The organism is Pseudomonas sp. lyk4-R2A-10, assembly GCF_030209075.1.
In the GTDB taxonomy this organism is placed as follows: domain Bacteria; phylum Pseudomonadota; class Gammaproteobacteria; order Pseudomonadales; family Pseudomonadaceae; genus Aquipseudomonas; species Aquipseudomonas glycinae.
The window spans coordinates 14476-35440 of the sequence record NZ_JARVSR010000011.1 but is presented as its reverse complement, the minus strand read 5'-3'; the positions used below and the strand labels follow the sequence as shown (position 1 = coordinate 35440).

19 protein-coding genes are annotated in these 20965 nt (G+C 60.6%); 6 read left to right on the top strand and 13 right to left on the bottom strand.

The features are described from left to right. Positions 1-4: 4 nt before the first annotated feature. The 4 genes from QRN46_RS17260 (at position 5) to QRN46_RS17245 (ending at position 2000) form a co-directional block, all read left to right on the top strand. Positions 5-580: an NAD(P)H-dependent oxidoreductase gene (locus QRN46_RS17260; protein ID WP_201818914.1), complete on the top strand. Its 576-nt coding sequence runs from the start codon at positions 5-7 to the stop codon at positions 578-580. A gap of 51 nt (positions 581-631) precedes the next feature. Next, the gene (locus tag QRN46_RS17255) at positions 632-1009 is read left to right on the top strand and encodes a MerR family transcriptional regulator (protein WP_201818912.1); all 378 of its coding nucleotides are present in this window, start codon (positions 632-634) and stop codon (positions 1007-1009) included. 146 nt (positions 1010-1155) lie between these two features. Beyond that, positions 1156-1665: a flavin reductase gene (locus QRN46_RS17250; RefSeq protein WP_201818910.1), complete on the top strand. Its 510-nt coding sequence runs from the start codon at positions 1156-1158 to the stop codon at positions 1663-1665. 59 nt (positions 1666-1724) lie between these two features. After that, on the top strand, positions 1725-2000 hold the full coding sequence (locus QRN46_RS17245) for a LysR family transcriptional regulator (protein WP_085713206.1): 276 nt from the start codon (positions 1725-1727) through the stop codon (positions 1998-2000). Positions 2001-2052: 52 nt separating this feature from the next. Here the strand turns inward: QRN46_RS17245 and QRN46_RS17240 are convergent, their stop codons facing one another. The 7 genes from QRN46_RS17240 to QRN46_RS17210 form a co-directional block, all read right to left on the bottom strand. Further along, positions 2053-2610, bottom strand: a complete 558-nt coding sequence (locus tag QRN46_RS17240) for a chorismate--pyruvate lyase family protein (protein WP_285356179.1) — start codon at positions 2608-2610, stop codon at positions 2053-2055. A 74-nt stretch (positions 2611-2684) separates the two neighbouring features. Next, positions 2685-3050: an ArsR/SmtB family transcription factor gene (locus QRN46_RS17235; RefSeq protein ID WP_102687318.1), complete on the bottom strand. Its 366-nt coding sequence runs from the start codon at positions 3048-3050 to the stop codon at positions 2685-2687. A gap of 130 nt (positions 3051-3180) precedes the next feature. After that, on the bottom strand, positions 3181-4632 hold the full coding sequence (locus QRN46_RS17230) for an efflux transporter outer membrane subunit (RefSeq protein WP_221615004.1): 1452 nt from the start codon (positions 4630-4632) through the stop codon (positions 3181-3183). Positions 4633-4641: 9 nt separating this feature from the next. Beyond that, positions 4642-7719: a MexW/MexI family multidrug efflux RND transporter permease subunit gene (locus tag QRN46_RS17225; protein ID WP_285356173.1), complete on the bottom strand. Its 3078-nt coding sequence runs from the start codon at positions 7717-7719 to the stop codon at positions 4642-4644. Continuing rightward, positions 7716-8816: an efflux RND transporter periplasmic adaptor subunit gene (locus tag QRN46_RS17220; protein ID WP_285356170.1), complete on the bottom strand. Its 1101-nt coding sequence runs from the start codon at positions 8814-8816 to the stop codon at positions 7716-7718. Before QRN46_RS17220 ends, QRN46_RS17225 begins: the two co-directional genes overlap by 4 nt. A 135-nt stretch (positions 8817-8951) precedes the next feature. After that, a complete protein-coding gene (locus tag QRN46_RS17215; RefSeq protein WP_285356169.1) occupies positions 8952-10109 on the bottom strand; it encodes an acyl-CoA dehydrogenase family protein in 1158 nt (385 codons plus the stop codon). Between the two features lie 230 nt (positions 10110-10339). Then, positions 10340-11245 (bottom strand): NAD(P)-dependent oxidoreductase, encoded by a 906-nt coding sequence (locus QRN46_RS17210; RefSeq protein ID WP_258399136.1) that lies wholly within the window; start codon positions 11243-11245, stop codon positions 10340-10342. A 125-nt stretch (positions 11246-11370) separates the two neighbouring features. Here QRN46_RS17210 and QRN46_RS17205 point away from each other — a divergent pair, with 125 nt between their 5' ends. After that, positions 11371-12507 (top strand): LLM class flavin-dependent oxidoreductase, encoded by a 1137-nt coding sequence (locus QRN46_RS17205; RefSeq protein WP_011332342.1) that lies wholly within the window; start codon positions 11371-11373, stop codon positions 12505-12507. 36 nt (positions 12508-12543) lie between these two features. On the opposite strand, the gene rfbA is transcribed toward QRN46_RS17205, so the two are convergent. Genes rfbA through QRN46_RS17180 form a run of 5 tightly spaced genes read right to left on the bottom strand, consistent with a single transcriptional unit; the run spans position 12544 to position 18924 of the window. Next, a complete protein-coding gene (gene rfbA, locus QRN46_RS17200) occupies positions 12544-13467 on the bottom strand; it encodes a glucose-1-phosphate thymidylyltransferase RfbA (RefSeq protein ID WP_011332341.1) in 924 nt (307 codons plus the stop codon). Positions 13468-13509: 42 nt separating this feature from the next. Continuing rightward, entirely contained in the window at positions 13510-14592 is a 1083-nt protein-coding gene (gene rfbB, locus QRN46_RS17195; RefSeq protein WP_201818901.1) for a dTDP-glucose 4,6-dehydratase, read from the bottom strand. Between the two features lie 54 nt (positions 14593-14646). Next, complete coding sequence (locus QRN46_RS17190) at positions 14647-16824, bottom strand: prenyltransferase/squalene oxidase repeat-containing protein (protein ID WP_201818899.1); 2178 nt, start codon at positions 16822-16824, stop codon at positions 14647-14649. 22 nt (positions 16825-16846) lie between these two features. Further along, positions 16847-18097, bottom strand: coding sequence for a glycosyltransferase family 28 protein (locus QRN46_RS17185; protein WP_201818897.1), 1251 nt, complete (start codon positions 18095-18097; stop codon positions 16847-16849). Further along, on the bottom strand, positions 18094-18924 hold the full coding sequence (locus tag QRN46_RS17180) for a DapH/DapD/GlmU-related protein (RefSeq protein ID WP_285356160.1): 831 nt from the start codon (positions 18922-18924) through the stop codon (positions 18094-18096). Before QRN46_RS17180 ends, QRN46_RS17185 begins: the two co-directional genes overlap by 4 nt. A 708-nt stretch (positions 18925-19632) precedes the next feature. Between QRN46_RS17180 and QRN46_RS17175 the strand changes: the two genes are divergently transcribed. Further along, positions 19633-19977 (top strand): cupin domain-containing protein, encoded by a 345-nt coding sequence (locus QRN46_RS17175; protein WP_007953863.1) that lies wholly within the window; start codon positions 19633-19635, stop codon positions 19975-19977. 94 nt (positions 19978-20071) lie between these two features. On the opposite strand, the gene mmsB is transcribed toward QRN46_RS17175, so the two are convergent. Next, positions 20072-20959, bottom strand: coding sequence for a 3-hydroxyisobutyrate dehydrogenase (gene mmsB, locus QRN46_RS17170; protein WP_039772935.1), 888 nt, complete (start codon positions 20957-20959; stop codon positions 20072-20074). Positions 20960-20965 lie beyond the last annotated feature (6 nt).

Here is a 20965-nt window from a genome sequence, read left to right as displayed (position 1 = left end):
GATTATGGGCAAGCGGATTCTGCTGATTCTCGGCCATCCATCCAATGAAAGTTTTTGCGCGGCACTGGCCGGACGCTACGCTCTATCGGCCCGAGCGGCCGGGCACGAAGTACGGGAAATCGTACTCGGCCAACTCGATTTCGACCCGATCCTGCGCGAAGGCTACCGTCAGGTTCAAACCCTTGAACCGGATCTGCTCCAGGCTCAGGCCGACCTGCTGTGGGCCGAACATCTGACGCTGGTGTACCCGATCTGGTGGGGTGGAATTCCGGCACTGCTCAAAGGTTTTTTCGACCGGGTCCTGCTCCCCGGTTTCGCGTTCAAATACCGCGCGGGCAAAGCGTTTCCCGACAAGCTCCTGCACGGTCGCAGCGCCCATTTGCTGGTCACCATGGACACCCCGCCCTGGTATTACCGCTGGATCTATCGCATGCCCGGCCTGCACGAAGTACGAAGGAACACGCTGGCGTTCTGCGGTATCGAACCACGCCGGACGCTGACCTTCGGGCCGGTGCTCGGCGCCAGCGACCATCAGCGCGAAACCTGGCTGAAGCAGGCCGGATCGATTGCCCGGCATTGAGTTTTCCGCTATTGGTGCGTGAGCCCGCTGACGGAGAAAAGGGATTTGCACATGTACATCGGCCAGGCCGCACAGCGTTCGGGAACCACGATCAAGACCATCCGCCACTACGAGTCGATCGGCCTGCTGCCCGAGGCTCCGCGCCAGGGAAAATACCGGGTTTACGACCCGCAGACGGTCGAACTGCTGAGCTTTATCAAATGCGCACAGGCACTGGGTTTTCGCCTCAGAGAATTGCAGGCGATCTTTGCCGGCCAGCCTGAATTGACGCCCTATGAAAAGGCCCGCCGCGCGATTGCCGACAAGCAACAGGAGATTGCGGCGCAGCTCTTGAAACTCACCCGCCAGCAAGAGGAACTGAGCGCGCTGGAGGCCAGCCTTGAACACGCACAACAGCAATGCCTGTCGAGCGTATCGACCACAAAATAAGCACAAGGAATAGCTTGCAAGGTACGTATACATACGTACTATATCGCCAGAGCGAACGTGTTGCCCGATACCCGTTTTCGCACAACGACAACGGACAAGGAAGAACGGATCGGCTCCATTAAACCTACATGGAATGAGGTGACGCGATGGTTGATTCAACGGAGTTTCGTAATGCAATGGCGATGCTGGGGAGTGCCGTCACCATCGTCACGACCGATGGCCCTGCGGGGCGTTTCGGCTTTACCGCATCCGCGGTGTGCAGCGTGACGGATTCACCGCCCACGCTGCTGGTGTGCGTCAATCGCTCGTCGTCCAATCACGAGCATTTCAAGACCAATGGCGTGCTGTGCGTGAACGTCCTGACCGGCGACCACCAGTCGACCTCCGGCGCGTTTGCCAATCGGCAGTTGAGCATGCAGGAGCGTTTTTCCAGCGTGAATTGCCAGACCCTCAAGACCGGTTCGCCGGTGATCGAAGAGGCGCTGGTCAGCCTCGATTGCCGGGTCAGCAAGGTCGACGAGATCGGCACTCACAGCATCTTCTACTGTGAAATTCTCGAACTGCAGCAACACAGCGAGGCCACGGAAGGCCTGGTCTATTTCAACCGCAGTTACTACCGCCTGAATGACGAACTGCGCCTGGCACCCGAGCAGTGATCCAGACACCCGCCGGCTTCGGCTGAAGCCTGCCGGCGGGTCATGACAGGGATGTAACCATGCTATTCAATGAAGACAACTTCGCGGATATCGACCTGAACCTGATCATCATTTTCCTGGTGCTGTTCCGCGAACGCAGCGTGTCCCGCACGGCCGAGCGCCTGCACGTCAAACAACCCGCCATCAGCGGATCGCTGGCACGGCTGCGCAAGCGGTTCGATGATCCGTTGTTTCTGCGCTCGTCGCGAACCATGCGCCCGACCTCGAAGGCCGAGGAACTGGCGCAGGCACTGACACCGGCCATCAAGCAGATCGAAGCAGTGATCCGGCTCTGAAAAACCGGCGAAAAAAAACCTGCGGGACTTCACTCCTGCAGGTTTCATTTTGTCAGGCCGACTTGAGCGCCTGAGCATACTCGACCCGGGCCCAGAACGCTGGTAGAAAGCACTCGCTGACCAGCAGCGCCGAGCCATTGCGGGTGAAACGCGAACGCCGGGCCAGCAGACGTTTGGCCTGTGGCGCGAAGCGATAGGACAGCGCCGCCAACGGCGCACCGGGCGGCAGCAAGGCACACTGGAAGGGTTCGCGCAGGGTCTGCTCCGAGGTGTAGAGAATCTCCGCCAGCGGTCGACGGCCGTAGCCGTTCAGCTCCGCCCAGTCGCCATTCAGCGCCGGCACGCTGGTCAGGCTGCGCGCGGTGACGCAGGCCTCGCCGTCGAGCTTCATCACCACTTCGCGCACCCAACCAATGGTGTTTGGCGACACGTTCAGCGCTTGCGCTTCTTCAGGATTGAGCGGGCCATGGGACTGCTCGACGACTTCGATTGAATAATCGCCCATGGCTTTCAGACGTGGGGTCAGTGCCCCGGGCAAAAACAGCCAGTGATGCTCGGAGCCGGTCAATTCCGACAGCGGTCGCGATGACCAGTAATGACTTGTATCCATACCCGCTCACACCTTCCTGGTGATGGTGAATTGTTGGTTGCCGTGGAAGGCCAACCCTTCACCGGCGGTGTCTGTCACTCGGCTCCGTTTTCTTCGGTCACTTCGTGTTTGCTGATGACGCTGATGGTCTGTTCATCGGTCTTGACCGCCGCCAGCAGCGAGTCGAGCAATCCCGGGAAACGCACATCCATGTCTTCGCGACGCAGGGACAGCAGGTTTTCCCGACCGTAGGGGCGCTGCCAAATCAGACCGCTGTCACGCAGAACCCGCCAGTGGTGGGTCATGGTCGACTTCGATGCGCCCTTGAGGATCCGGCCGCATGGATGTTCCTGGCCATCGGACAACACTTTCAACACGGTCAGGCGCAGCGGGCTTCCCAATGCGTTCAGCACATTTTCCAGAAGGATCTGATCCTGATTGGGATGATTCGGGACGTTCATAGGTAGGTACCCTTGATGATATAGGCGGGAAAAATCCGGCTTGTATTCGTCTATACGAGAACAGTAAGACTATACACAAGATGCTTTTTCCCCGCGACAGCCGCCCCGGAGGCGGCGTCCCGCAAAACAACTACAAATCGCTGCTCTGCGCGGTCTCCAGCGAAGGCGCCTGGAACCCGCCGCCCAGCGCTGCCATCAACGAAACCGAACTGTCGATGTGCTTGCTGTTGAGGAAAGCCAGACGCATTTCGTCCTGAATCAATTGTTGCTCGATGTTAAGCGCATCGAGAAACGTGTCCTCCCCGGCCTTGTAGCGCGACTGCGACAGATCGTAGGACGACTGGGCAATCGCACAGGCATCGCGCTGCACGACGATCTGCTGCTCGAACGAACGCAGCTGCGTGACCGAAATCGCCACCTCATGCAGCGCCGAATTCAACACCCGGTTGTACTGCGCGATGGCGCTGTCGAGTTCGGCATTGCCGGCCTTGAGATCTGAGCGCAGGCGCCCGGCATCGAAGATCGGCAGCGACACCGTCGGCGCCACATTCCAGAACTTGCTGACCCCGGCGAACAGCGCATCGCCGGTCAAAGCATGGGAACCCGCCGCTGCCACCAGATTGATGTTCGGGTAGAACGTGGTCTTCACCGCCTCGACGTTTTTAGTCTCGGCCTCCACGCGCCAACGTGCGGCGACGATGTCCGGACGACGGCCCAACAATTGGGCCGGCAACTGCGCCGGCAAGGCCACCACACTGGCTTGCAGATTCGATGGCCGCTCCAGGGTGTGCGCACGATCAACGCCCTTGCCGATCAGCGCCGACAGTTGAAGACGAGCAATTTCGATATCTTCGTTAGCGCCGATCAGTGTCGATTCCGAACGCGCCTTGAGGCTCTGCACCTGCTTGAGTTGCGACAGGTTGTCGAGGCCCGAGCCGTAACGTGAATCCGTCAGCTCCACCAATTTGCTCAGGCGTTCAAGATCCCGTTGATTGAGCTCCGAGACCTGCCACGCATAGGCCAACTGGTTGTAAGCCTTGACCACGTTGACCGCGAGAATCAGCCGCGACGATTGCAGATCGACTTCCGCCGCTCGTGCGCTGTTGAGCGCCGATTCCCAGGCGGCACGCTGGCCGCCCCAGAGGTCGAAGGTATAGCTGAAATTGACCGCCAGATTACGCGCAGTGAAGTACTGGTGGCCCTCGCCGCTGTAGTCCTCAAAGCGCGACAGCCGACCGCGAGTGACACCCGCCGACGCGTCCATTTCCGGATAACGCTCGGCGTCGCGCAGGTCGAGAAATGCGTTGGCTTTCGCGACCCGGGCAGCGACTTCCTGCAAGTCCGGGTTGCTGGCATAAGCCTCTTCGATCAGAGCACCCAGACGTGGATCACCCAGCGATGTCCACCAGTCCGCACGCGGCCATTGGGCCGGCGGCAACTTGTCTTTCAGGCTGTCGGACGGTGCATCGCCGACCGCCAGCAATTTGCCCTGATGATCGATCCCGGCGTAGTTCACACAACCGGCCGCCAACAGGATGGACGCCGCCAGCGGCGCCAGCATCAAACGTGTAATCGAATGCATGTCACGTCCTCACAGGATGGGTTGCGGCACACCGGCCGGCTCGGCTTCGGGTGCATGGCTCGGTTGCTTGATCGAACTGAGCAGCGTGTACACCGACGGCAGAATGAACAGGGTGAACAAGGTGCCGATCAGCATCCCCACCACAATCACCAGCCCCAGGCCGAAGCGGCTGTTGGCGCCGGCCCCGCTGGCGAACAACAGCGGCGCGAGGCCGACCACCATGGCAGCGGTGGTCATCAGAATCGGCCGCAGACGCACCTGCGCGGCGTGCTGGATCGCTTGCACGCGGTCCATGCCTTGCTGGCGCTGCAACTCGTTGGCGAACGCGACCATCAGGATCCCGTGCTTACTGATCAGACCGATCAGCGTGATCAGGCCGATCTGGGTGTAGATGTTCATCGACGTCATGCGCAGCGCCAGCGGCACCAGGGCCCCGCAGATCGACAACGGCACGCTGATAAGGATGATGAACGGGTCGCGGAAGCTCTCGTATTGCACGCTCAGCACCAGATAGATGATCACCAGGGCCAGGCCGAAGGTGAACGCCAGGCTGTTGCCTTCCTGCACGTATTGGCGTGCGTCGGACTGCCAGTCGAAACTGAAGCCGGCGGGGAAACCTTCCGATTGTTTTTGCAGGAAGCCCACTGCATCACCCAGGGTCACGCCCGGCGCCGGGATGGCCTGGAACGTAGCGGAGTTCTGCTGGTTGAACTGGGTCAGGCGATTCGGCTCGACCTTGACGCTGAGAGTGGCCAGTGTCGACAGCGGCACCGGATTACCCTTCTGGTCCTTCACGTAATACAGCTTCAAGGTTTCCGGAGTCAGGCGATCCGCCGACACCGACTGCGGGATCACGTCATAGGAACGGCCGTGGAACGAGAACCGGTTGACGTACTTCTCGCCGATCAGGCTGTTCAGCGTTTCGCCGATGTCCTGCATGCGGATGCCCAAGGCGTTGGCCTTGGCCCGGTCGACCTGGATTTCCACCACCGGGTTGTTGAAGTCCAGATCACTGTCGACCACCGCGAACAGACCGCTGGCTTGCGCCGCCTGCTTGAGCTGATCCATCACGTTGTACAGCGCCAGGTATTCCTGATCGCTGCGGATCACCATCTGCACCGGCAGACCACCGGTAGAGCCCGGCAGCGGCGGCATCTGGAACACGAAAATGCTCGTGCCTTCGATCTGGTTCACCCGCGCCTGCAAGTCAGGCTGGATGGTGTTGGCATCGCGGCCGCGCTTTTCCCAGTCCACCAGGTTGATCCCGCCGACGCTGTTGGACAGACCGTCGGAACCGTTCGCCACCCAGTTACTGTAACCCTCGGGGATTTCGTTGAAGGTCTTGTACAGCTCGTGGGCGTAGGCCTCGAGGTAATTCAGGTTGGCGTGCTGCGGCGCCTTGATCGCGGTCAGCAGGATGTTCTGGTCTTCCAGCGGCGCCAGTTCGGTCTGCGCCGAGCGATAGAGGAACGGCAGGCTGAAGAAGATCACCAGCGCCACGCTCAGGCTGATCCAGCGCCGCGCCAGCGAACCGCCGAGCAGCGCGCCATAACGACGGGACAGGTACTGGAAGAAGCGATCCGCCTTGACCGCCATGAAGCCTTCGCTGGTTTTCGCGTCCAGCAAGCGGGTACTCATGATCGGCGACAGGGTCAGGGCGACGATGCCGGAAATCACCACGGCACCGGCCAGGGTCAGTGCGAATTCCTTGAACAGCGTGCCGGTGAGGCCGCCCATCAAACCGATCGGCGCATACACCGCCGCCAGGGTGAAGGTCATCGCCACCACCGGCCCCGCCACTTCACGGGCGCCGATCAGCGCCGCTTCGAACGGGCTCTTGCCCTCTTCGATGTGACGGTGGACGTTTTCCACCACGACGATGGCGTCGTCCACCACCAGCCCGATGGCGAGCACCATGGCGAGCAGGGTCAGCAGGTTGAGGCTGAAGCCGAACATCTGCATCAGCATCGCCGCGCCGAGCATCGACAGCGGAATCGTCACCAGCGGAATCAGCACAGTGCGGAACGTACCGAGGCACAGGTAGATCACCAGCACCACGATCACCAGCGCTTCGAGCAGGGTGTAGCTCACCTCGTCGATCGACGACTGAATGAAGTGCGCCACTTCGAACGGGATCTGCACGGTCACGCCCGGTGGCAGGGTTTCCTGGATCTGCGGCAGCAATTCACGCACCCGTTTGACGATGACCAGCGGGTTGCCTGTCGGCGCCGCATCCAGACCGAGGAACAGCGCCGGCACATCGCTCATCGCGCCGCTGGTGTCGGTTGAGGCGGCGTTCAGTTCCACAGTGCCGACGTCACGCACACGGATGATGTGGCCGTTGTCGTTGCGCAGCACCATGTCGCGGAAATCTTCGACGCTGTTCAGGTCGGTGTTGACCCGCAGGTTGCTGACCACGTACAGGCCTTTGACCTGACCCGGCGCGGCCTGGAAATTGTTGCCCTCGATGGCGGCCGAAACGTCCTGCCCGGTCATGCCATAGCCGGCCAGTCGCTGCGGATCGAGCCACAGGCGCATGGACAGTTTCTGCTCGCCCATGATGTTGATCTTGGCCACCCCTTCGATGCCGGCGAACATCGGTTCGACGACGCGGGAGATGTAATCCGACATCTCCGGAATGGTCAGGTTGGAACTGGCGAACGCAACGTAGGCCACGCTGGTGAAGCCGCCGGAAGTGCGCTCCACCACCGGGTCGTAGGCGTCCTTCGGCAAGCGGTATTTGATCTGGTTGACCTTGGCCATGACCTCGGTCAGCGCCGCGATGGAGTCACTGTTGAGCGCCATGCGGATCGTCACCTGGCTACGCCCTTGGGTCGAGGCCGACGACAGATAGTCGATGCCCTCGACCGAGGCCACGGCCTGGCTGATCGGCTGCGTGACGAAGCCTTGCATCAGTTCCGAAGAGGCGCCGGGATACTGGGTCGTGACCGTGATGGTCGACGTTTCCAGCATCGGGTACTGGCGGATCGGCAGGTTCATCAGCGCGCGCACCCCGAACAGCAGGATCAACGTGCTGACCACCACGGCCAGCACCGGGCGGCGAAGAAAGAGGTCGGTGAAATTCATTTTTCCAGCCCACTGAGTTTAAGAGCAATCGTGTCCGGGACACCTTCCACCGCCACGCCGTCGTGGAGCTTGAGCTGGCCGGACGTCACCACTTGCACGCCTTCGGTCAGACCCTTGTCGACCACCGCCCAGCCATCGCGGCGCTCGCCGACCTTGATGCTCTCACGCTTGACCTTCTGCACGCCGGCTTCGTCGGTGTAGACCGAGAACACGCTCTCGCCGTAGGCGTTGTAGGTGATCGCGGTTTCCGGAATCAGCAACTCGGCGGTCTGCGGCAGGGTCACCGAGACCCGTGCATACATGCCGGGACGCAGGCGTTTTTGCGTGTCGGTGATGACCGCTTGCACGTTGATGGTGTGGGACTGGTTGATCTGCGGATCGACCGCGACGATCTTGCCGGCGAAGGTCACATCACCCCAGGCATCGACCTTGGCCTGCACGGTCTGGCCCAGTTGCACTTGCGAGCCATCGCGCTCGGCGAGGGTGAAGTTGACGCGCAGCACGCCCGGATCGGTCAGGGTTGCCACCGCGCTGCCGGCCTGCAGGTATTGGCCCAGGTGCGCCTGGCGAATGCCGAGGGTGCCAGCGAACGGCGCGCGGATATGCCGTTGAGCGATCTGCGCCTGCATGCGCTCCATGTCGCCTTTGGCCGCGTCGTATTGAGCGCGGGCACTGTCGAAGGCGCGACGACTTTCGGCGCCGGTCTTGGCCAGCTCCCGGACCCGGGCGAACTGGGCCTTGGCCGATTCGTACTCGCCTTTGAGGCGCACCAGTTCGCCTTGCTCCGGCGCGTCGTTGAGCTTGAGCAGCACTTGCCCCGCCTTCACTTCATCGCCGGACTCGAAATCGATGTCCACCACTTTGCCGCTGACTTCAGCCGACACCAGCACCTGACGCTGGGCTTCGAGTTTGCCGATGGCCTCGAGGTAGTAGGTGTAAGGCTGCTTTTTGACCACGGCCAGACCGACCCGGGTGCTGGGGATCCGTTGCTCGGCCGCCGCCGGTGGCGGCGACCAGAAACGCCAGCCCAGTGCAGCGGATAACACCACCACAAGAACAATAAAGATCAGCGACTTGATAATGTTTCGAGCAAGCATGTGGCACTCCCTTGACTCTTTGCTGCGAGCACAAAAGTTTGAGTTTTAAGAAAATAAAGATGCAACTAAAGACGGGCGCGTTATCGATCCCTGTGAACTTTCACTTGTAAACGCGCCCGCTTTATTTATCCGCTGTTACGCCGCGGCCAGTACGTTGGTTTTATCCAGGTAATACTTGCCGATACCGTGCAAGTTCAAAGGCGACAACGTGAAGTGCTTCGAACCGGTGTGGATATCGCGGAAGCAACGCTCCAGGAAGTGCGACTTGTAGACGGCTTTGGAACCGGCCATCGAGTAGATCTGGTTGACCGCATTGACCGAGTTCTCGGTCAGCACCGAGGCTGCCAGGCCGACGCGGGCGCTGACCGGTTCGCCGATGGTTTCACCCCGGTTGATGACCTGATGGATCGCATCTTCCAGCAGCAGTTGTGCGGTGTGCACCGAGGAGATGGCGCGACCGGTCTTCTCGAAGATCACCCCTTCCAGGCCCGGGTCGGTGTTCACGGCGCGGTCATTGCGGAAGTGATCGACCGCAGCCCGGGCCACGCCGAGCACGGTGGACATCGCCGCCAGGGTGCCGAACTCGTAGTAACCGGTGGCATAGGCCCGGGAACTGCGCGCTTCGGGGGATTGCTTGAGGGTTTCGACATCCAGCGAGAAAGACTTGTGGACGATCACGTTGGAGCACTGGAAGTGATGGCTGCCGGTGCCGCGCATGCCCAGGGTGTCCCAGGTCGGCAGGATGGTGCATTGGCTGGCGGGGACGAAAAACATCCGCACTTCAGGGGTGGTGTTGTTTTCGGTGCCTTTGACGGTGGCGGTGCAGACCAGCCAGTCGGCGTGGGCCGAGCCGCTGGCGAACGCCCATTTGCCGCTCAGCAGGTACTCGTCGCCCATCGGCAGCGCTTCGCCGCCGGAGTGGATGGCGCCGATCACGAAACCGTCGCAGTGGTTATAGATCGCTTCGGAAGTGGCTTCCGGCAGGTAATCCGACAGGCGCCCCATCGCCACTTGCACCGCCAGCTGCCAGGACAGCGAGGCGTCATAGCGGGCGAATTCCAGCAGCAGGGCCGAGGTGGTCTGGATATCGACCTGGGACCCGCCGAACGCCTTGGACACCGAGGTGCGGCCAAAACCTTCCTTGAAGAATCGGGACATCACATCCTTGTGCGTCGCGTTGGTCTGCTCGCTGTAATCGCAGTGCTGAATAATCAGCGGATTCAGTGCACGCACCTTCTCGAGCCATTCATTGGATTCGGAGGGAAGGCTGTTCCATTGCATTAGATTTTTCATAACGGCTCCTAGCTATTATTTATTTACGATCAGCAGACGAAAAAACAGACAGAACTTTTATTGTTGTCAAACCCCGATAAAAATGTACGTCTACAGTCGTACATTTGACAAGCACTATTATCAGACTTCTTTCATTTCCCAATAAAAGAGCAATCACTGTCCGACAATAACGCAAGACGCAAGAGGCCGACGCAACTTGCGCACAAGTTACGTTGCCTGAAACTTTTGGATTACTTCACGCCGGCACGCCGGTCACTGACTTTCGACAGTGAGGCCCAGTCCTGATCGGCCTGACCATGGGCCATGCCGTCCAGCAGGTTGTCCTTCAACACGCTGGCAAACGGCAGCGGCACCTGCGCCGCTTCACCGGCTTCCAGCGCCAGGCGTACATCCTTGAGACCCAGCGACAACTTGAAACCCGCCGGCTCGAATTTCTCATCGACCATCAGCTTGCCGTAGCCCTGATAGACCGGCACGGCGAACAGGGTCGAGGTGATCATCTCGATGAACGCCCCGCGACTGATGCCATAGCCGCCGGCCAGGGTCGAGGCTTCGGCCATGGATTCGATTGCCGAGGCGATCATCAGATTGGCCGACAGTTTGGCAGCGCAGGCCACTTCAGCCGTGTCGCCCAGCGTCCAGGTCTTGCGCCCGAGCACGTCGAACAGCGGCTGAACCCGGACCAGTGCTTCGGCGGGCCCGGAGGCGAGAATGTTCAGATTGCCGGCAGCCGCCACATCGACTCGCCCCAGCACCGGTGCCGACACGTAACCAACGCCGCGTGCTTCATGCACGGTCGCCAGCTCCCTGGCCAGCGCCACGGACACCGTGGACATGTTGACGTGAACGCTGCCGGCCCGCAGACCGTGCAGCGCCTTGGCATCGAAGAACACCGAGCGGATCGCCGTGTCATCGCCGAGCATCGAAATCAGCACCTCGGCCTGGGCTGCCAGTGCCGGTGTCTGGACAGCTTCGGCGCCGGCCTTGGCCAGTGCTTCCAGCGGTGCCGACGAACGATTCCACACGCGGACCCGATGCCCGGCTTTCAGCAGGTTCAGCACCATCGGTGCGCCCATCGTGCCCAGACCGATAAATCCCAGTTGCATGTCGCGTTCCTCTCTCGATGAGGTGTTCAAAGCCGATTAGACGATGATGCAGAATTGCGATTGTACGTGTACAGGCGTACATTTCAAGTGCCGCGACGATTCATTCTTCGCGGCAAGGGTTTCAAACACACCTTTACCCAAGGCAAGGAGGCTTTATGCAATTCGGGATCTACACCGTTGGCGACGTCACACAAGACCCTACCAACGCCCGTACCCCCAGCGAATCCGAGCGCATCCAGGCCACCCTGCAAATTGCGCAGAAGGCCGAAGACATCGGACTGGACGTGTTCGCCACCGGCGAGCACCACAATCCCCCGTTCATCACCTCCTCTCCCACCACACTGCTGGCCTACATCGCCGCCAAGACCCAACGCATCATTCTTTCGACGTCCACCACCCTGATCAGCACCAACGACCCGGTACGCCTGGCCGAAGAATATTCGCTGTTGCAGAACCTCTGCGGCGGGCGCATGGACCTGATGCTCGGCCGCGGCAACACCGCGCCGGTCTATCCCTGGTTCGGCAAGAGCATCGCCGACGGTCTGCCACTGGCGATGGAAAACTATCGCCTGCTGCACCGGCTCTGGCGCGAAGAAGACCTCAACTGGAGCGGACGCTTTCGCACCCCGCTGAAAAACTTCACCTCGATCCCGCGGCCCCTCGATGACCTGCCGCCCTTCGTCTGGCACGGCTCGATCCGCACCCCGGAAATCGCCGAGCAGGCGGCGTATTACGGCGACGGTTTTTTCGCCAGCCACATCCTCTGGCCCCGTGAGCATTTCATGGCGCTGGTCGAGTTCTACCGCGCGCGGTTTGCCCATTACGGTCACGGCACGCCGGAGCAGGCGATCGTCGGTCTCGGCGGGCACATTTTCATGCGCCGCAACTCGCAGGATGCGCGCCGGGAGTTCCGTCCCTATTTCGACAACGCCCCGGTGTACGGCCATGGCCCGTCCCTGGAAGAGTTCATGGAAATGACCCCGCTGGCCGTCGGCAGCCCTCAGGAAATCATCGACAAAACCCTGACCTTCCGCGAGTACTTCGGCGACTATCAGCGCCAGCTGTTCCTGTTCGACCATGGCGGCATTCCGCTGAAAACCGTGCTGGAACAACTCGACATGTTCGGCAAGGAAGTCTTGCCGGTGCTGCGTGAAGAAACCCGCAAACGCCGCTCGCCGCTGGCGGCCGAAGCGCCGACCCACGCCAATCGCCTGGCCCGTTTGCAAATTCCGTCGGCCGATCCACGCGCTACGGTCAAAGCTGCCGAACTCGACAGCGTGACCGGCCACTGACCCTGTGGGAGCGAGCAGGCTCGCTCCCACACTTGATCAGGCAGCGCCTTTCAACGGGCGCTGCGCATCCATCGCCACCACCACATCATCGTGGATCAAACGCGCCAGGTACTGACCGTAACCGGTCTTGCTCATGCTGCCCGCATGCACCAGCAATTGCGCGTCGTCGATCCAGCCCTTGTGGTAGGCGATCTCTTCGAGGCAGGCGATTTTCAGGCCCTGGCGTTTCTCGATGGCCTGGACGAAATTGCCCGCTTCCATCAACGCGTCGTGAGTGCCGGTGTCGAGCCAGGCCATGCCACGGCCCATCACCGACACATTCAATTTGCCGCGTTGCAGGTAGACGTTGTTGACGTCGGTGATCTCCAGCTCGCCGCGCGGCGACGGCTTGATGTCGGCGGCAATCTGCAGCACTTCGTTGTCGTAGAAATACAGGCCGGTGACGGCGTAGTTGGACTTTGGATCGCTCGGTTTTTCGCAGATGCTCAAGGCCTTGCCGGCAGCATCGAATTCCACCACGCCAAAGCGCTCGGGATCGGCCACGTAATAGCCGAACACTGTCGCGCCTTCATCACGCGCCGCCGCTTGCAGCAGGGTTTCACCGAAGCCGGCGCCGTAGAAAATGTTGTCACCGAGCACTAGGCAGACGTTGTCTTCACCGACGAATTCACGACCGATGATGAACGCCTGAGCGAGGCCGTCCGGACTCGGTTGCACCGCGTAACTCAAGCTCAGGCCCAACTGACTGCCGTCGCCGAGCATGCGCTGAAAGCCCGGCAGATCTTCCGGGGTGGAGATGATCAGGATCTCGCGGATTTCCGCCAGCATCAGCACCGACAGCGGGTAATAGATCATCGGTTTGTCATACACCGGCAGCGACTGTTTCGAGACGCCCAGGGTGATCGGGTGCAGACGCGAACCGGCGCCGCCCGCCAGCAGAATTCCTTTGTACTTGGCCATGCTTTTTTCCTTTCAAGCAGTGAGATTTGAATGACTGAACGTTCAGGCCACAAGGGCTTTGTCGCTTTGCTCGCCGAGGCGCTCCAGCGCGTAGGCACCGGACATCACCCGCACCCACCAGGCGCGGTTATCCAGATACCAGTCGACGGTTTTCTGCATGCCGCTTTCGAAGGTTTCCTGCGGCGTCCAGCCCAGCGTCGCGTGAATTTTTCCGGCATCGACGGCGTAGCGTTTGTCGTGGCCCGGACGATCCTTGACGAAGGTGATCAGGTCGCGGAAGTGCGCGACGCCCGCCGGTTTTTCCGCACCGCGTGCTTCGAGCAGATCGCACAGGGTGTGCACCACTTCCAGGTTGGTCTTCTCGTTGTGGCCGCCGATGTTGTAGGTCTGCCCGACCTCACCGCGCGTAACCACCGCATACAGTGCGCGGGCGTGATCTTCGACGAACAGCCAGTCGCGAATCTGCGCGCCATCGCCATACACCGGCAGCGGCTTGCCTTGCAGCGCATTGAGGATGACGTGAGGAATCAGTTTTTCCGGGAAGTGATACGGCCCGTAATTGTTCGAGCAGTTGCTCACCACCACTGGCAGGCCGAAAGTGCGATGCCAGGCGCGAACCAGATGATCGGAGCCGGCCTTGGTCGCCGAGTACGGCGAGCTTGGCGCATACGGCGTGCGCTCGGTAAATGCCGGATCTTCGGGTTCCAGGTCGCCGTACACTTCATCGGTGGAAATATGATGGAAACGGAACGCCGCCTGACGCGCCGCGTCCAGTCGGTTCCAGTAACCACGCGCCGCTTCGAGCAGCGTGTAGGTGCCGACGATGTTGGTTTCGATGAAGGCTTGCGGGCCATCGATCGAACGGTCCACATGGGACTCGGCGGCCAGATGCATCACCGCATCCGGTTGCAGCCGTGCGAACAGTTCGTCCAGCGCCGGCCTGTCGCAGATGTCGACCTGACAGAACCGGTAACGCGGTGAATGGGACACCTCAGCCAGAGATTCGAGATTGCCGGCGTAGGTCAGTTTGTCGACGTTGATCACTTCACATTCGGTCTCTTCAATCAGAAACCGCACCACGGCCGAGCCAATGAAGCCCGCGCCCCCTGTCACTAAAATTTTCATCAGCGCCTCCCCTGGCAAAATGATGATTGAACGTCCTTCGATGCTGTGTGCGGGTCAGTTCAACAACGCCACCCAGTATTGCGACAGACCTTGTTCGAGAATCAGCAGCGTCTGGATGCAGACGAAGCTTTCGTCGGTGGTTGCCGAGGTCGCATTGAGTGGGCCGAATCCACCGTCCTGCTTCTGATGGGCAGCGATCCAGTCTTTCGATTCCTGCAGATACGTCGGCTGCGCGTCGAGCAGATACATTGCTGCGATAGCCATGTAAGTACCTACCAGGCTGACCGCTTTACCCGGCCGGTAGTGGAACGAGCCGTTGGCCAGTTGCAGGCTCTGAAGCCAAGCGACGGTCTGTTCGGCATCAACGATGCGTCGGTTGAGAATGAACAGCGTCGACACCACGCGGTACACCGAAAACGCGTCCGGCGGATAACCCGGCTTGTTGGCGAAACCGCCGTCGGCCGAGCGGCAGCGCAAGGCAAACGCCATCACGCCCTGCTCGTCCGGCGCCTTGGCTTCAAGCGCATGCAGCGACAGCACCGCCAGGTTGGTGTGCCAGATGTCCGAGCCGAAACCCGGCACATCGCCGAACCCGCCGTCCGGGTTCTGACACGCTTGGAGGTAACGCACGCAACCGCCGATATCGTTCGGCAATGCGCCCAGCACTCGCAGCGACAACACCGCGCAGTAGGTGGCGAACACATCGCTGAGATGCCCCGGTTGCTCGGCAAATCCGCCGTCGGTGTTTTGCGAGGCCCTGATGCAATCGATCAGGCTGGCCTTGTTTTCGATTTGCAGACCCAGCGCGTGCAAGTCTGAGATCACGTGCAACCCGGAGAACACCTGCCAGGTTTTGTCGGCACGGAAACCCAGCGGCGCGGTTTCGGCCGTCAGCCCGTAAGGCGTTTCATTCGACGCCCGGGCCTTGGCCAGCCACGCCAGATAACGCTGCAGATCAACATTGATGGTCGGCACGCCATTCGGGTGAATCCGCTGCACATCGCCACCGCCATCGATCACTTGCAACTCACGGTTTACCAGCGCTGCATCGTCATGATGAGTGACGGCAACGACCGGTTCGATGGACTGCAAGGCGTGGGCCGCGGCGAGCTGGGTTTTCAGACTCTTCAGGTGCAACGGCAGGTACGTCAGGTTGCCAATGCTGAAGATTCCTGGCTGACGCGGCGGCGCCCAGAACTGCCGAATGAACGGCACGGTCGGGTCATCCGGGGTCGACCAAAAGTAGCCCTTGCCCATGAACAGACCGCCATGGCGGGCGTCATGGAATTCCAGCAACGCCGCCGTCACCGAAGCCCGATCCGCTTCGCTCACGCCGGACGGCAAGGCCTGAATCGCCTGCAACAGCAACGCCACGTCGTAGGCAGTCTTGATCGGGAATGGCGACTCGTGATTTTTGTACGAGGTGTGCCAGTCGCAACGCACTTTGCCGTTGATCCCGACCCGGTCCCAATACCCGCCGTACGCCGGATCGCGAAACAGCGCCAGGGTTTGCAGCAGGAACGAACGAGCCAGATTCGACAGCGCATTGTCGTCCCGCGTATCAGCCAGTTGCGCCAGCACCAGGCTGACTTGAGCACGCACGCCGCAACGGGTCAGCGCCACATCGACACAAGATTGGCTGTCGCTGCCGGCCACCCGGCCGATCAGGTTTTCTGCATGAATCTGCAAGTGCCCGACCAAGCCGAGACCCAACGGCTGATTGTCGATACGCGCGAGCAAGGCCGTGGCGCTGATGTCGAGATCGATCGAGGTCGCCAGCTCCAGCGGCGTCGACCAGTCGCTGCTGTACAGACCGGCGAGCGTGGAACGGGCGTAGAGCGCTTCGACCTTTTCCAGCAGGCCGTGGATCGCGGCATTGTTTGCTGCGTCCTGCGGCACCCTCCGTTGATAGGCAATCAATGCCGCCAGTGCGTCCAGTTGCAGCGCCAGCGTGCGGCAACGTCCGGAGCCGTGCGGCGTCCAGTAGCGGTCGGCCAGTTCGTGGAAACCGCCATTCGAAGCATCATGCAAACGCATCAGCCCGTCATGGGCAAAACGCAGTTCGACATCGTCGCCGTGCTCGGCTTGGTAGAGCGTCGCCGCGACCTGATCCTGCAACTGCTTGTCGCTGGAAATCGCAACCTCGCCACTGGCATCGGTCACGGCGAAAAAGCCGCCGTGCTCGATGTCCTTGAGGCCTTGATCAAATAGAAACTGCGGATGCAGTGACATGGTGAATCCCTCTTCCTTGAGGTTAAGCGGCTTTGCTTTCGGTCAGCGACACAACGCTGCCCTGGCACAACTCAATGATGCGCGTCGCGGCGCGGGCGGCACCTTCGCCATCCGGCGCGGCGACTTGCTGATGCGGCGCGTAGTAGGCCGAAGCATCGGTGTCTTTTTCCAGCTCGCCCTGGATCAGCTCGACGATCGCATCGCGGTCGTGGCCCAGGTGCGTCGGGAAACCCAGCAGCTCCAGACGGCGCAGCGCCTCGAGTTCGTGGTACTCGGATTTGGACGGCAGCACGAACAGCGTTGGAATCTGCAGTGCGGCGATTTCCGTCACGGTGATCCAGCCCGGCGCCGAAATCAGCAGGCTGGCTTCGCGCAGCAGGCCCATCCAGTCCGGGTAGTACGGCACGCAGACGACGCCGTCCTGAGCCTGGATATCCTGACGGCCCAGCAGCACCAGTTTCAGTTCCGGATTGCGCTCGCGCAGGATCCTGAAGCTGTCCAGATAGGCGGCGAGCAGCGCGTCCTTGTTCTGGGCAAACATTGTGGTGCCGCTGATCGAAGCCACAATGAATGGCGAGTCGCCGAGGTTCAGTTGCTCGCGCACGTTCAAGCCGGTCTGCACATTGATGTCGCGGATCATCGGGCCGACAAAATGCGCCTTGCCGCTGACCAGTGCTTCGGCCACTGGTGTGCCCTGATCGAGAGAGGCCACATAGGGTTTGTCGGTCAGCACCAGTTGGCTCTGATTGATCATCCAGTTGAACTGGCTGTGCAGCGCGGTGCGGGCCCGGGCCATTTCCAGCGCGTTGACTTCGAAACCGCCGTCAGCCAGATCATGATCTTCGAGCTGGCACAGGGTGAAGTCGTAGCGCTCGGTGACGAACACCAGCGGCGTACCGCTGAAAATCGCGGCCAGGCAGGCGGCCATGTTGTAGTCCGACACCAGAGCCGTCGGTTTGTACTCGGCGATCAGCGCCAGGTAAGACAGAATCCGCTCGCCGGACAAGAAAGTATTGGCGATATAACCGCCAATGTAATTATTCCAGTCGAGTTCTTTCGACAAGTTGCTTTTTTTTGAGTAATCGACCAAACGACCGGCAATATCCACAACTTCAACACCAGATTTTTCGAACATCGGCGTGAAGGTCGGCTGCAAGGAAGCCAGCGCCACGGTCAATGGCATGTCCGGACGCTGTTTCTTGATCGCCTGAGCGATGGACAGCGCGCGCATGTTGTGACCGGAACCGGTTGGATTGGGGGCAAATAAAATCATTCTTGAATCTCCATTAGTTGAACAACGCCATGAACCACAGTGTTTTCCAATACATCCCTTATAACCACCGAGTACGGTTTGATAACGGCACCGTCACCAATATTCAGTGGACCTACCAAGATGGCGCCCTCGCCAATTACGCAACGACTTCCAATGCGCACCGGTGCCTCCTCCCAAGGCAGTGAGCGAAATGAATGATCATGAGTGGAGGCAACGATCGTGCCCCCCTCGGACAACTCGCTGAAGGCACCGACGGATACACCGCCAGCCGCCTCGATAACCACACCGGCCGCCAGTCGCGCGCCGGTGCCCAGTTCGATGCCGCCCAGTTGCGACATGCCGCCCTGACGGTTGCTGCGCCCGATCAGGATGCAGTCCCGGGCGATTTCCACCGACGCCCCGCCGCGCAATTCGGCATCGATCAGGGCGTCGTCACTGATGTCCCAGGTCTGGGTGTCGGGGTTCAGCGACTTGAACCGCGCGACCGACTGCGTGGACCGATCGAGCATCGACGGCAAGCCCTGGCGCGCCCGCTCCCGGACTTTGGCCAGCACCGGTTCCGGGCTCGGCCGGCCGTCCTCGACCACGGTGCGCCGGGCAATGACCCGCGCCGGGCGGCCGACGACGATTGCGTCCGGCGGCACATCCGCTGTCACCAACGCGCCAGCCGCCACCACGGCCCCGGCACCGACGGTAACACCGGCAGTCACGGTGGCCTTGGCGCCCAGCCAGACGTTTTCGGCAATTCGAACCGGCGACTGCGCCGTCCCCAGGCACCGGGCCCCGGTGGCGAACATGCTGGATTTGCCGACAAACGCGTGCTGCAAATCGCATCTGAAACCGATGAAACAGTCATCGCTGATTTGCACATGTGTCAGGCGACTGCCGGCACGCACCCAGACGTGCCGGCCAAGCTCACTTGAACTATCAACAGTCGTCGAAACTTCAATTACGTTTATGTCGTCCACAATAAAGCCTCATTCCATTGATGCCGGGCACATAACATTCCGAGAGGCGTGCGTATCCCGCAGATATAAATCCGCCAGTGCACAAATAATTAATTAACTGTTCATTTAAAGCTTCAACTCAAAGCACGCGAGACATTGCGTCCGCGCCACTTATTAACTGTCCGGTTCATTCAACTGTCATTATTCATTAACAACGGATAGAAGTTCACACTTGAGCCAAAGGCCAAGTCAGTTATCGAGATGAGAAAAAGCCGATTCAAGTCTGTCCGTGACTCAGATGAAGCTCCGTTTTGAGGAATAGTTCTTTAGTACGAATGTTATAGTACAGACGATTTTGTTTTGCAATAGGTGTCAGAATGGTTATCTCGTTTTAGTCTAAAAATTGATTGAACTTTTATGGTGCACGCTTGTGCCAAAACCTTCTTATATGCACAGCGCTGGTGCAAATCAGGGAGGAGTGCAGATTTGCCCCAGCGCTTACAGGCATCTGGAGGTCGACCCCAGACACTTCGACAGCCCCCACGAACGCTACGGTGACGCTCTATTTCCCTCTGGCCTGGAGCCGTCATGCCCGCACCTATCACCGTTCTGCGCGACACCCACCCCCTGCCCGTACTCGACGCCTGCAAATGGGAAAAGCTCGAGGGCGACCCGCACACCGTCAACCTCAACGCCTACACCAGCGAAGACGGCAGCAAGATCATGGGCACCTGGATCTGCACGCCGGGCAAGTGGCGAGTGGACTACGTGAAATGGGAGTACTGCCATTTCCAGGAAGGCTACTGCGTGATTACCCCGGACGGCATGGAGCCGATCCACCTGCGCGCCGGCGACATCTTCGTGGTCGAGCCAGGCATGAAGGGCACCTGGGAAGTGGTTGAGACCGTGCGCAAATATTTCGTGTTCGCCTGATACAAAAAAGCCGGGAAACCACCCGACGTGATTTCCCGGCAACACCTACTGCATCTGAATTGCAGACCTGCGACGAGCACAGGCCTGACGACGATTACTGCGGCTTGCGATAGCTGTTGATGATCGCCGAGAAGTCCTTGCCCCCTTCCCCGCGCTGACTCATCGCCTGATACAACTGCTGCGCCACCGCGCCCAGCACCACCGGCTGATGGGCCTGACGCGCCGCCTCGGTGGCCAGCCCCAGATCCTTGAGCATCAGTTCGGCGCCGAAGCCACCAGTGTAGCCGCGCGAGGCCGGTGCCGTTTCGACGATGCCCGGCCACGGGTTGTACATTTCCGAACTCCAGCAACGACCCGTCGAACTGTTGATGATTCCGGCGAGCACCGTGGTGTCGATCCCCAGCGCATCGCCCAGGGCCATCGCCTCGCTGACGCCGACCATCGAAATGGCGAGCAACAAGTTGTTGCAGATCTTGGCGATCTGGCCGGTGCCGACCTCACCGCAATGCACGATGTTGCGGCCCATCTGCGCCAGCACCGGTTGCAGGGTGGCGAACAGTTCAGGAGTGGCGCCGACCATGAAGGTCAACGTCCCGGCAGTGGCGCCGCCGGTTCCGCCGGACACCGGTGCATCGGCCATGGCCACGCCTTGTTTGGCAGCGGCCGCTGCCACATCGCGCGCAGTCTGCGGATCGATGGTGCTGCAATCCACTGCCGGCACGCCTTTGCCGATCCCTGCCAGCACACCGTCCTCACCGAGCCAGACGCTGCGTACATGCACGGCGGCGGGCAGCATAGTGATCACCAGTTCTGCATCTTCAGCCGCTTCGCGAGCCGAAGCGCGGATGGTGCCACCCAGTTGCTCGAGCTCCGCGAGCACGGTTTTGTTCAGGTCCACCAGATTCAGCGAATGCCCGGCCTTGATCAGGTTGCGCGCCATCGGCGCGCCCATGTTGCCCAGACCGATAAATGCGATTTTCATGGCCAT

Bases quoted from the DNA above. Each gene is read 5' to 3' on its own strand.
- QRN46_RS17230 (WP_221615004.1), bottom strand. From the start codon at position 4,632: ATGCATTCGATTACACGTTTGATGCTGGCGCCGCTGGCGGCGTCCATC.
- QRN46_RS17220 (WP_285356170.1), bottom strand. From the start codon at position 8,816: ATGCTTGCTCGAAACATTATCAAGTCGCTGATCTTTATTGTTCTTGTG.
- QRN46_RS17260 (WP_201818914.1), top strand. From the start codon at position 5: ATGGGCAAGCGGATTCTGCTGATTCTCGGCCATCCATCCAATGAAAGT.
- QRN46_RS17175 (WP_007953863.1), top strand. From the start codon at position 19,633: ATGCCCGCACCTATCACCGTTCTGCGCGACACCCACCCCCTGCCCGTA.
- QRN46_RS17255 (WP_201818912.1), top strand. From the start codon at position 632: ATGTACATCGGCCAGGCCGCACAGCGTTCGGGAACCACGATCAAGACC.
- QRN46_RS17235 (WP_102687318.1), bottom strand. From the start codon at position 3,050: ATGAACGTCCCGAATCATCCCAATCAGGATCAGATCCTTCTGGAAAAT.
- QRN46_RS17225 (WP_285356173.1), bottom strand. From the start codon at position 7,719: ATGAATTTCACCGACCTCTTTCTTCGCCGCCCGGTGCTGGCCGTGGTG.
- QRN46_RS17185 (WP_201818897.1), bottom strand. From the start codon at position 18,097: ATGATTTTATTTGCCCCCAATCCAACCGGTTCCGGTCACAACATGCGC.
- QRN46_RS17205 (WP_011332342.1), top strand. From the start codon at position 11,371: ATGCAATTCGGGATCTACACCGTTGGCGACGTCACACAAGACCCTACC.
- QRN46_RS17240 (WP_285356179.1), bottom strand. From the start codon at position 2,610: ATGGATACAAGTCATTACTGGTCATCGCGACCGCTGTCGGAATTGACC.
- QRN46_RS17190 (WP_201818899.1), bottom strand. From the start codon at position 16,824: ATGTCACTGCATCCGCAGTTTCTATTTGATCAAGGCCTCAAGGACATC.
- QRN46_RS17215 (WP_285356169.1), bottom strand. From the start codon at position 10,109: ATGAAAAATCTAATGCAATGGAACAGCCTTCCCTCCGAATCCAATGAA.
- rfbB (WP_201818901.1), bottom strand. From the start codon at position 14,592: ATGAAAATTTTAGTGACAGGGGGCGCGGGCTTCATTGGCTCGGCCGTG.
- mmsB (WP_039772935.1), bottom strand. From the start codon at position 20,959: ATGAAAATCGCATTTATCGGTCTGGGCAACATGGGCGCGCCGATGGCG.
- rfbA (WP_011332341.1), bottom strand. From the start codon at position 13,467: ATGGCCAAGTACAAAGGAATTCTGCTGGCGGGCGGCGCCGGTTCGCGT.
- QRN46_RS17245 (WP_085713206.1), top strand. From the start codon at position 1,725: ATGCTATTCAATGAAGACAACTTCGCGGATATCGACCTGAACCTGATC.
- QRN46_RS17250 (WP_201818910.1), top strand. From the start codon at position 1,156: ATGGTTGATTCAACGGAGTTTCGTAATGCAATGGCGATGCTGGGGAGT.